At 34.6% G+C, this 10200-nt stretch carries 8 protein-coding genes and 1 tRNA gene; 7 read left to right on the forward strand and 2 right to left on the reverse strand.

Features of this window, described 5'->3' with window-relative positions:
- Positions 1–122 precede the first annotated feature (122 nt).
- The 5 genes from HOG71_13145 (at position 123) to HOG71_13165 (ending at position 4398) form a co-directional block, all read left to right on the forward strand.
- Positions 123–204, forward strand: a tRNA-Leu gene (locus tag HOG71_13145).
- Positions 205–338: 134 nt separating this feature from the next.
- Positions 339–2540 carry a DNA helicase RecQ gene (gene recQ / locus HOG71_13150; protein MBT5991791.1) on the forward strand — a complete coding sequence of 734 codons (2202 nt, stop codon included), beginning with the start codon at positions 339–341 and terminating at the stop codon, positions 2538–2540.
- Positions 2541–2547: 7 nt separating this feature from the next.
- A complete protein-coding gene (locus HOG71_13155; protein MBT5991792.1) occupies positions 2548–3171 on the forward strand; it encodes a hypothetical protein in 624 nt (207 codons plus the stop codon).
- 21 nt (positions 3172–3192) lie between these two features.
- A complete protein-coding gene (locus HOG71_13160) occupies positions 3193–3822 on the forward strand; it encodes an OmpH family outer membrane protein (GenBank protein ID MBT5991793.1) in 630 nt (209 codons plus the stop codon).
- 21 nt (positions 3823–3843) lie between these two features.
- Positions 3844–4398: a DnaJ domain-containing protein gene (locus HOG71_13165; protein MBT5991794.1), complete on the forward strand. Its 555-nt coding sequence runs from the start codon at positions 3844–3846 to the stop codon at positions 4396–4398.
- A gap of 41 nt (positions 4399–4439) precedes the next feature.
- Here HOG71_13165 and HOG71_13170 read toward each other — a convergent pair whose 3' ends face one another.
- Both HOG71_13170 and HOG71_13175 read right to left on the reverse strand, forming a co-directional pair.
- Positions 4440–5651, reverse strand: a complete 1212-nt coding sequence (locus HOG71_13170; protein MBT5991795.1) for a DUF255 domain-containing protein — start codon at positions 5649–5651, stop codon at positions 4440–4442.
- 60 nt (positions 5652–5711) lie between these two features.
- On the reverse strand, positions 5712–7616 hold the full coding sequence (locus HOG71_13175) for a hypothetical protein (GenBank protein ID MBT5991796.1): 1905 nt from the start codon (positions 7614–7616) through the stop codon (positions 5712–5714).
- Between the two features lie 466 nt (positions 7617–8082).
- On the opposite strand from HOG71_13175, the gene HOG71_13180 reads away from it, so the two are divergent.
- Positions 8083–9687 carry a YfcC family protein gene (locus HOG71_13180; GenBank protein MBT5991797.1) on the forward strand — a complete coding sequence of 535 codons (1605 nt, stop codon included), beginning with the start codon at positions 8083–8085 and terminating at the stop codon, positions 9685–9687.
- A 412-nt stretch (positions 9688–10099) separates the two neighbouring features.
- A partial coding sequence (locus tag HOG71_13185; protein ID MBT5991798.1) for a large conductance mechanosensitive channel protein MscL occupies positions 10100–10200 on the forward strand: 101 nt, incomplete at its 3' end.

Raw genomic sequence — 10200 nt, forward strand, 5'->3', positions numbered from 1 at the left:
ATTACTTAGTTTTGATAACTTTTACATGATTACTAAGAAAAGAGTTGGTCTTATTTCGATCCTGACTACCAATAATTTAGGGAATGAATAAGCGGACTAAACAAATAAACAGATATAAACTTGCCCGGATGGCGGAATTGGTAGACGCGCTGGTCTCAAAAACCAGTTCCTTATGGAGTGCCGGTTCGACCCCGGCTCCGGGTACAATTATTCTTACCCCACTAAATCATTCATACACAACTAATTACAATTGGCATTATATTTTCTTTCAGCATCCAATAAAAAGCGCTAAATTAGTTCTCAGAGAATCAGAGTGAATATTGAAATTAAATTGCTAAGTGAGTACATTAGATCAACAAATATCGAATAAATTAAAACAGTTCTTTGGATTTGATTCTTTCAAAGGGAATCAGAAGAAAGTAATTGTTAGCATAATGGAGGGGAATAACACTTTTGTTATTATGCCAACAGGTGGAGGTAAGAGTTTGTGCTATCAGCTTCCTGCTGTTATGAGCGAAGGAATAACGATCATAATTTCTCCTTTGATTGCTTTAATGAAAAATCAGGTTGACCTGATCAGAACTTTCGGTGCAAAAAGAGGTTTGGCGCATTTCTTAAATTCTTCCTTGACAAAAAAAGAAGTTGAAATTGTGCGCGAAGATGTTCTTTCAGGAAACACCAAGATGCTTTATGTAGCTCCTGAAACTTTCAATAAAGAAAGAACGGTTGAATTTCTAAAAAGAATTAAGGTTTCTATTATCGCTATTGATGAAGCACATTGTATTTCAGAATGGGGACATGATTTCCGACCAGAATACAGAAAAATAAAAGCTGTTGTTGATGAAATAGGTCCTTTACCAATTATTGCGCTAACTGCATCAGCTACACCAAAAGTTCAGGACGATATCCTAAAGAATTTGGATATGGAAGATGCCAATTCCTTTACTTCATCATTCGATCGGCCAAACTTATACTACGAAGTACGACCCAAACCTTCAAATAAGCACGCTGTCAAGGATATAATTTCTTATATCAAAGGGAATTTAGGAAAATCTGGAATTATTTATTGTTTGACCAGAAAGAAGGTAGAAGAACTGGCAGAGTCTTTACGAATAAATGGCATTAAAGCCATTGAATACCATGCAGGAATGGAGAGCTCTTTAAGAAATAGAAATCAGGACTTATTTCTTATGGAAGATGTAGACGTTATATGCGCTACTATTGCTTTTGGAATGGGCATTGATAAACCAGATGTTCGATATGTCATACACTACAATGTGCCAAAAAGTGTAGAAAGTTATTATCAGGAAACAGGACGCGCAGGAAGAGATGGACTGGTATCAGATTGTATCTTATATTACAATTTCAACGATTTGTTGAAACTTGAAAAACTATATCGCGACAAGCAATATTATGAAAGAGAAAAAGCAAATCAACTGCTAAAACACATGGCTGCTTTTTCTGAAAATGCCAATTGCCGCAGAGAAGCATTGTTACATTATTTTGGAGAAAAATATGAGTTAGATGATTGCGAAAACAACAAAATGTGTAGCAATTGTCGCCATCCAAAAGAAAAAATTGAAAGCAGTACATTCGTTCAAACTATTTTGAAATTAATCAATGATCTGGATGGGGAATTTGTTTTAGATCATATTGTCAATATTATTGTTGGCGAAGCTAATCAGGCAATTACATCCTATGGACATCACAAAATAGACGAATTTGGAATAGGCAAGGACAAAACTTACAATTATTGGAAATCCATTCTAAGAAAAGCTGATGTAGAGGAACTGGTTGAGCAGCACATTGAAACCCTTGGCACCTATACGGTTACAGAAAAAGGGAATCAATACATTACACAACCTTACGAAATCATGGTTGCTCTCGACAATGAGTTTGAAGCCGCAGTTGATGATGAAGATGATGTGAAAATGGGTAGCGGAGGATATGATGCTACATTGTTTGCCTTACTGAAAGATGTTCGGAAATCTATCTCCAAAGAATTAAATGTCCCTCCTTATGTTGTTTTTCAAGATCCTTCTTTGGAAGAAATGTCCATAAAGTATCCAATTACTGATGAGGAATTAAGTCAAATTGTGGGTGTTTCAGCTACCAAAGCAATTCGCTACGGTAAAAAATTCCTAGCCTTAATTGCCCAATATGTTGAAGAGAATGACATTGACAGACCTGGCGATCTGATTATTAAGTCTGTTGCACAAAAATCAAAAAGCAAGGTTTTTATTATTCAGAATATTGATAAAAAAATTGATCTGGATGATATTGCCAAAGCCATTGGTTTAAATTTAGAAGAAGTTATTGAAGAAATTGAAAATATAGTGTATTCAGGAACACGTATTGACATTAACTATTATGTAAATGAAATACTTGATCTTGATTTTCAGGATGAGATTTTTGATTATTTCAGAAATGCTGAAAACGATTCCATTGAAGAAGCACTCGTTGAAATTGGTCCTGAGATAGTCTCACAGGAAGAATTACAGCTTATGCGAATTAAATTCATCTCAGAAATGGCCAATTAAATAGAATATGAAAAAAGTTCATTTAATCATATTATCCCTATTTTGCCTTTTAAGTCCTAATGCTTTCGCTTCATTCGAAATTACTGATGATGGCAGTAATCAAAAGCGAACCTATAAAGAAATTACCAAAACAGATATTACAAAATATGCTACCATTAAATCCAATGAGATTTTGGTATTTGGTATTAGTTTTAATAAATCAATAAACGAAGCGCTGGAAATCGTTTCGTTAAAGCCAAATATTTATTTCCGTGTTGATCCTTTTAACGATAACCGCTATTATCTGTTTGATATAGAAAAACGAAATGGAAAAAACCTGGCTCTTGCTTATTTTATCTGGGATGATAATGGCATGCAGTTAAACGAAATTATATTATATGAGGGCATGATGAAATACATGGTTGGCGATTCCAGATCCTTATTAACATTGGATGTAATCAATAAAAATGCCCATATTGTAAAAACTTTCATGGGTTATCCATCCAGTAAAGAAACTTCACTCGACTTACCCTCAATTGGCGTAAAATCTTTCAATTATTATTATCCAAATCATAGTTTCAAAGTAGTACGAAATTTTTCTGATACAGGAAGTTCTATTGCCTTTGGATTGATCAATGAAAAATCCTATTAACCATTCTAAAATTTTCATCCGGTGAAAAAAATATCCATCGCATTAAACATTGCTTTTGCAGCAGCAATCATCAGTCTTTTTATTCTTCATTTTACCAGTAAAACACCTGGAGAGAAGAGTGTAGTAACGGAATCTGACACAGCAGTTGCTTTCGACTCAAGTGGACAGTCAACTTTGCGAATTGCTTTTGTAAATACCGACACCATACTGGCTAATTATGATTATTATAGCGATCAAATAAGCGAAATTCAAAATGATAAGGTAGCTGCTGAGAAACGTGTAATGGATAAACTTAAAGTTTTAGAAGAGGAATATCAGAAATACATTTACAAAGTAAAATTAGGTGTAATGACTGAAGCTCAAGCTGAAGCTGAATTCTCTAAAAAGAATGAGGAATTGGAAAGCTATAGAACAAGTGCAAGCAATGCCTTGATGGAGAAGCAAGAACAAATTTCAAAACGACTTTACGATAGTGTTTTCAATGCAGTAGCCCGATATAATGAGCGATCGAACTTTACGTACATTTTGGCTAATAATTCAATCAACAATTCTTTGCTCCATGCTGATAAATCATATGATTTAACAAAAGAAATTCTTTCCGACCTGAATACGTCATACGACAAATACATCGAAAGCAAAAAGAAGAAATAAGCAATACCAAATCCATATTTTTTGCGTTATAATCTGGAGATTGAAGCAAGAAAAATGACAGAATACCATCAATTATTAGGTATTAACTCACAGGCTGATGAGCGAATAATCAAGAAAGCCTATCGAAAGAAAGCTTTTGAATTTCATCCCGATATTAATAAATCTCCTGAAGCAAGTTCCCATTTTATTCGGATAACAGAAGCCTACGAATTTTTGATTCATAGCACAAACAATGTCTGCTTTAACTCATCAATTAAGAATCCTTTTGAAGAGCAGATGCGCCATTACCAGGAGCGAGCGGAGCAAATGGCTAAAATGGATTTCGAAAGCTTTCAAAAGGAATGTGAGGCGTTTCAAAATAGCCGATTTTACTATTTAGGTGTAATACTCTTGTATATAGCGGGTGTTATCTATTTGTTGGCTTCTGCAGCACTGATCTGTTTGCCTATCATTATTGCAGTCAAAACCCAAACCTTTTGGTATGCAATTGCCCTTTTGCCATTAGCCTTAGCTGGTGCATTTTTATATTGGAAAGCCTTTCAGGAACAATCGTTCTGGAATCAGTATTTGAGATAATTTATGAATAGCTTTTGTGCAGATTTGAACTAAAGTGAAAATTATGGGATCAATTCCAAACCGTATGCCTGTGTTACGTTTGCAATTGTTTTGTGATCGTTTTCAGTAACAGCTTTTTTCTCGGCTTTCTTTAGCAATTTAAATGCTTTCGGTTTATTATCAGTTTTATGCTGAGTTAGACTATACATAATATAGTTATCAAAAACTTTCTCCTTCTTCCATAAATTGTATGCCCAGGAATCGGCAACTAACATCAAATCTGCATCATCAACAAACAAATAAAAATTCTGAATAAAACTTCTCATATCAGTATCGATCACCTGATTATTCGCAACATAGTCAACAACTTTCTGTGCATAAGAGGTCCAGTCACCAATTCTCTCAAAATAGGAGATTCTGAAAAACTCGACCATCTGAATTGAGCTAAGATGCTGAAATCCCATATTGGTAAAATCTATTTTATCGACCATCAGCAGTGTGTTCTCCAATTGCTTCCTATCCTTATTTTGGATAGCTAATGTATAATTATACTTAAACAATTCGCTTAAATAAGCATCCACTTCTTCTTTCCCATTAGCTGCTTTAAAGGAAGCAGATTCAGCTATAACCTTTTGAGTAATTGGATTATTAACATCACTTAAATATTGCTTAACCAGTGTCCACTCCTCAGGTGAGTATGAAAAAATATCCAGATTTCTGAAATATTGATTTGAAATTACTGTTGCTTCTTCAACATATTTCAGATGCAATAACATGAATGCATAGGATAGGGTAATATTTTGATTGCGATTAATACTATAAAAGTCTTCCTTCATGCTCATTAGCTTGCTGTATTGTTCGTTATAGTATTTTGCAGCTTGTAATATTTTCCCAGCTGTTCTGTAGCCTTTTATTTCTTCGCTGATAATGTGTCCTGAAGGATCCATAAAATAAAGAACTGGAATGGTGTTTACTTCGTTTAATTCTGTGAACTTCAATCCAAAATCGCTGAAAGAACTGAATTTAACAGCAATAAGCTCACTATTGATATAGTTGTATAAATCATTATCCAAAAATGCTTTTGAATCCAATTCCTGACAAGGCTCACACCCATCAGCATAAATTTCGGTAAATATTACTTTGTCCTTTACTTTAGCACTAGCCAATACTTCTTCCCACTCAGTTTGCGTACGTACTTCAATAAAATGAATTTTAGCAAATGAATGATTTACAAAACAAAATAAAACGAGGATAAATAAAACTGATCTTTTCATGGTTAAGCTTCTTTTAAGCACTGACGAAAATAAGAAGGAAAAGGTTTTATGCCATGTAAATTATTCTCTCAATATGAATTCATCAATTTTTTCGAGTGTATCTGGATTCAAAACCCTGACATTTATCTTACTTCCTTCCACATCGATTAACACCAAAGCATTTTGTGTCGAAAAATTAGAAACATGCGGTGTCCATGGAGTCACTTCCTGGGCATAGTAAGGAGCTCCAGCAGCACCATTATTTATTTGGAATATCGTCCTATTCAAAACTATTTTTTCCATTTCGTAACGATTGGGATAGATTTCTGTTTCAGGACCTAATTCCAGTTTATTGTAATTGTGCTCATCACCCGTAAGAATGGCAGCAACTTTGGGACTTTCATTTACAATCAATTTCAGATATTCATCTCGCCTTTCTATAATTCCCTTTTTTACTGGAGTACCGCCTACAACAGCTCTTGGCAAATTATTTCCCTGATACCACATATCATCTTCTACATGTCCTCCATTGGGGAAGGCAGGCGTATGTTGCGTAATGAAAATATGGTCGATGTTTTTATCGGATTCAAATTTCTTTAAGGTTTGTTTTAACCAATTCAGCTGATTGTCCATGATATAACCATGCAAATTTCCGCTTGTTAGGATATTATAATATAGACTGGGAGCATACCAATAGTCCGAATTTAGAACGATCATCGCTATATTATCATATACGTAATAGTAAACATTTTCCTGATAAGATGGAAAATCAGTGCTACGTGGATTTGGATCATAAATGCTTCCATCCTCCCCTTGTGGCCCATTGGTAAAATTTACAAATGTTTTAGCAAAAATTGCTTCAGACGACTCGCTTTCAAAAGGGAATTTATCTACCATATATTTTTTCCCTTCGGTAGCATCCACAAAAAGCCACATCACACATTCATGATTGCCCATACCTGTGTATATGGGCATATAATGACCAAATGCTTCAACTGATCGTTTCCAATTCGCATATTGTAATTCAATTTCTTTTTTATCAATACAATAGCCGTTAACCATATCTCCGGTAAATTGCATAAAAGCTGCATTTTCATAGGTTGCCAATGCCATTATTTTTTTCATGATGTAGGCATTTGTACCATACATATTCCGTTCACCACCACCAGCAGCATAACGCGAATCGCTCGCATATGCAAAAGTAAAAGCCTTTCTGCTTCCCGTTTTTGGAGCTGTTTTAAATGTATAACTTAAGGGTTCTCCCCCATACGTAATTTCATAGGTGAACTCAGTTTCGGGAGGTAATTTGTCCAGTTCTATTTCATGAAACTGCCCTGATTTAGCACTAGCGTATTCTTTAGTCTTGACATCATATCCAATTTTATAGGTCAACTTGATATTTGCTAATGTTGATTTATTTGTAACAAATGAAATAACACAACTTTCATCCGTTACTTGATTGACAAAAGGGCCTTCAATAATGGTATTGGCCACCTCAAAAGGGCCGATTCCTTTAAAAGCAACTTTTCCATCATATAAAATTTTTCCTTTTTCATTTACTACACGATAACCCAATAATCCTTTTTGATTTTTGCTCCATGATATCATATCATATTTGTCTGAAAGCTGATCTTTGATATTAATAGTACTTACTCCCTTTACAATCGGTGAGGAAACTTTAAAATACACAGGCAGTTGGTGTTTGGCATCATCAAGCGGAATAAACCCAAAATAAAGTGTTCCGTTTAACTGCTCATTTCTGAAGTTGAAATCAATTCCTTTCACACCTCCACGAGGATTTCCGATCATATTCGACAAACTATATTCAGGCTTGACAACAATAGCATTTAATTTATTGATACTGTTTTCAAATTGCAATACCCCAGTTCCATCAATTTTCAGATTGGAATACGACAATGGAATTTGTAGCTGGGCATTTGAGTATAGTATTGAAAGCGAAAAAATAAGAGCAAAAAATATTTTCATGATTTTAAATTAACTTTTTTACAGTCCAAAATTTAATCAATTAATGTAATAACCTAAGCCCATGATGATAAACATTTACAGCTTTTATTATATGAGCATTCAAATAAATCAATTCAAATTAGTTATATCGTACAAATATGATTTTAACACTGCCTAAATAATTCGCATTTTTTGGAACTAAAATTGATTGATTGGCCATCAACATAGTATAGTATTTATGAAGGATCCTTACAAAACAACACTTTGCAAACTGGTAAAAAAAGACTTTCAACGTAAAGAAACCGCTACTTTTTTGCAGATCATAAAAGATCCTCAGTATTTCTGTATGGACTGTGGCCGTAGTGCAGCAAAAAAGAAAAATTTATGCAATGCATCCAGCTTAAATAATGAATAAATACGCAGATTTTTTAGCAGCTTGAAAAGCAATTAAAATTAGCAAACTATCTTCGCGGCATAAAACAGAATTATGCTGAAGAAAATTCCACATACCTATGCAATTGTTTTCTATATCATACTCATTGCAGCTGTATTAACATGGATTGTTCCCGGTGGTGAATATGTTGAAACAACAAAATTAGTTGGGGATGAAGAAATTTCGACTGTCGAATTTCAACGAACTGAAAGTCAGCCACAAAGTTGGCAAGTATTTGCTGCTCTTTACAAAGGTTTTGAAAATCAGGCTGGCATAATCGTTTTTATTTTGATGATAGGCGGTGCTTTCTGGATTATGAATTTCAGCAAAGCTATTGACGTTGGGATATTCGCTTTTATTCGCTTTACGAGCAAGCTTGAACGTGTTAAACTGATCAGGATAATTGGGGTTAATAACATTATTATCACCCTCATAATGATTATGTTTAGCTTGTTTGGAGCTGTTTTTGGCATGAGTGAAGAAACCATTGCCTTTATCATTATTTTAGTTCCTCTTGCCATTACAATGGGCTATGACTCTATTGTTGGTGTATGTATGGTATTTGTGGCAGCGGGCTTGGGATTTGCCGGTGCTTTTCTAAATCCATTTACCATTGGAATTGCACAGGGAATAGCTGAACTGCCTCTATATTCCGGAATATATTATCGCTTGTTTTGTTGGCTGGTTATTACGATAATAGGGATTGCCTATGTCCTGCGATACGCCCATAAAATAAAGAAGAATCCAAAATCATCTATCATGTATCAGGAAGATGAATATTGGCGAAATCATGGCAAACAGCAAACGGAAAAGCTCGCATATTACACACCAAAATCTGCCTGGATCGCTTATTTAATTATATTAGTATCACTCGTCTTGTTTTCATTTCAGTATCAAACAACCACCGTTAGCATAGGTGATATAGAATCTGGAATAGGTACTTCTTTCAGCGGGCCTTTCATTCCTATTTTAACACTATTATTTGCCATTACCGGCTTTTTGAGCCTGAGAAAATCCGTTCACTTTTTTATACTTACGCTGCTTTCATTTACAATATTATTCCTGATTTTAGGAGTGATGGGATATGCATGGTATATCATGAAAATAGCTGCCTTGTTTTTTGCCTTGGGCATATTTTCTGGCTTAGCCTTTCAGCAAAATGCAAGTTCTATTGTTAAATTATTTTTAGAAGGCTGTAAAGATATTCTTTCAGCAGCCATTATTGTTGGTTTGGCAGGCGGAATAATCGTTATTCTGGAAGACGGAAAAGTCATTGATTCCATTCTGTATGTGCTTTCAAGATCCATGAATAATTTGGGTGATGTGGCAACTGTTGGAATCATGTACGTAATCCAAACAGCAATCAATGTAGTAATTCCATCAGGTAGTGCTAAAGCGGCTTTGACCATGCCCATTATGGCTCCGTTTTCAGATTTAATAGGATTATCGAGACAAGCAACAGTGGTAGCTTTTCAATTTGGTGATGGTTTTACAAATATGATTACACCTACATCTGGTGTATTGCTAGGTGTGCTAAGTGTTGCGAAAATCCCCTATGAAAAATGGGTGCGCTGGATAACTCCTCTTATGATTATTTTAGCTGTGCTTGGCTTTCTACTTTTGATTCCTACCGTTACCATGCCACTGAATGGATTTTAGGCAGAATAATACTTAGACCATCTCAGGCTTTAGGAGCTTAATCAGCTTGTATCGAAAACGGTTTGCTCTAAAATTAATTCATGTCGTAAATAGCTGTTCGATCCTCTATTCATAGCCTTTTGGCTAAATAATCGCACGTATTTACTTAATTATACCACAGACATATTTATTGAAATTACCTTCATATCTAGGCCACAGATTCCCAGAAATTCCACTAGCCTCTTGAAAACAAATCTGTAAATCTGTGGCATTTTTTGCATCATAGCTACAATAGCGGATATTCAATAAAATCTGTATACAATTTTTCAATTCATACACCAAAAAGTTCACATTTATCAATTCTACTTATCTGCATTTTCGTATATTTGAATACGTTGAATTTTTTAATAACTAACCTTTAAAATTTAATTCTATGGGTATGCTAAAAGAGTTTAAAGCCTTTGCAGTAAAGGGTAATATGGTCGATATGGCTGTAGGTATTGTCATTGGAGCTGCATTCGCAACAGTTGTAAA

The organism is Bacteroidota bacterium (genome assembly GCA_018698135.1).
Lineage (GTDB): Bacteria > Bacteroidota > Bacteroidia > CAILMK01 > JAAYUY01 > JABINZ01.

Coding starts and splice junctions, on each gene's coding strand:
- HOG71_13170 (MBT5991795.1), bottom strand. CDS start 5,651: ATGAAAAGATCAGTTTTATTTATCCTCGTTTTATTTTGTTTTGTAAAT.
- HOG71_13180 (MBT5991797.1), top strand. CDS start 8,083: ATGCTGAAGAAAATTCCACATACCTATGCAATTGTTTTCTATATCATA.
- HOG71_13175 (MBT5991796.1), bottom strand. CDS start 7,616: ATGAAAATATTTTTTGCTCTTATTTTTTCGCTTTCAATACTATACTCA.
- HOG71_13155 (MBT5991792.1), top strand. CDS start 2,548: ATGAAAAAAGTTCATTTAATCATATTATCCCTATTTTGCCTTTTAAGT.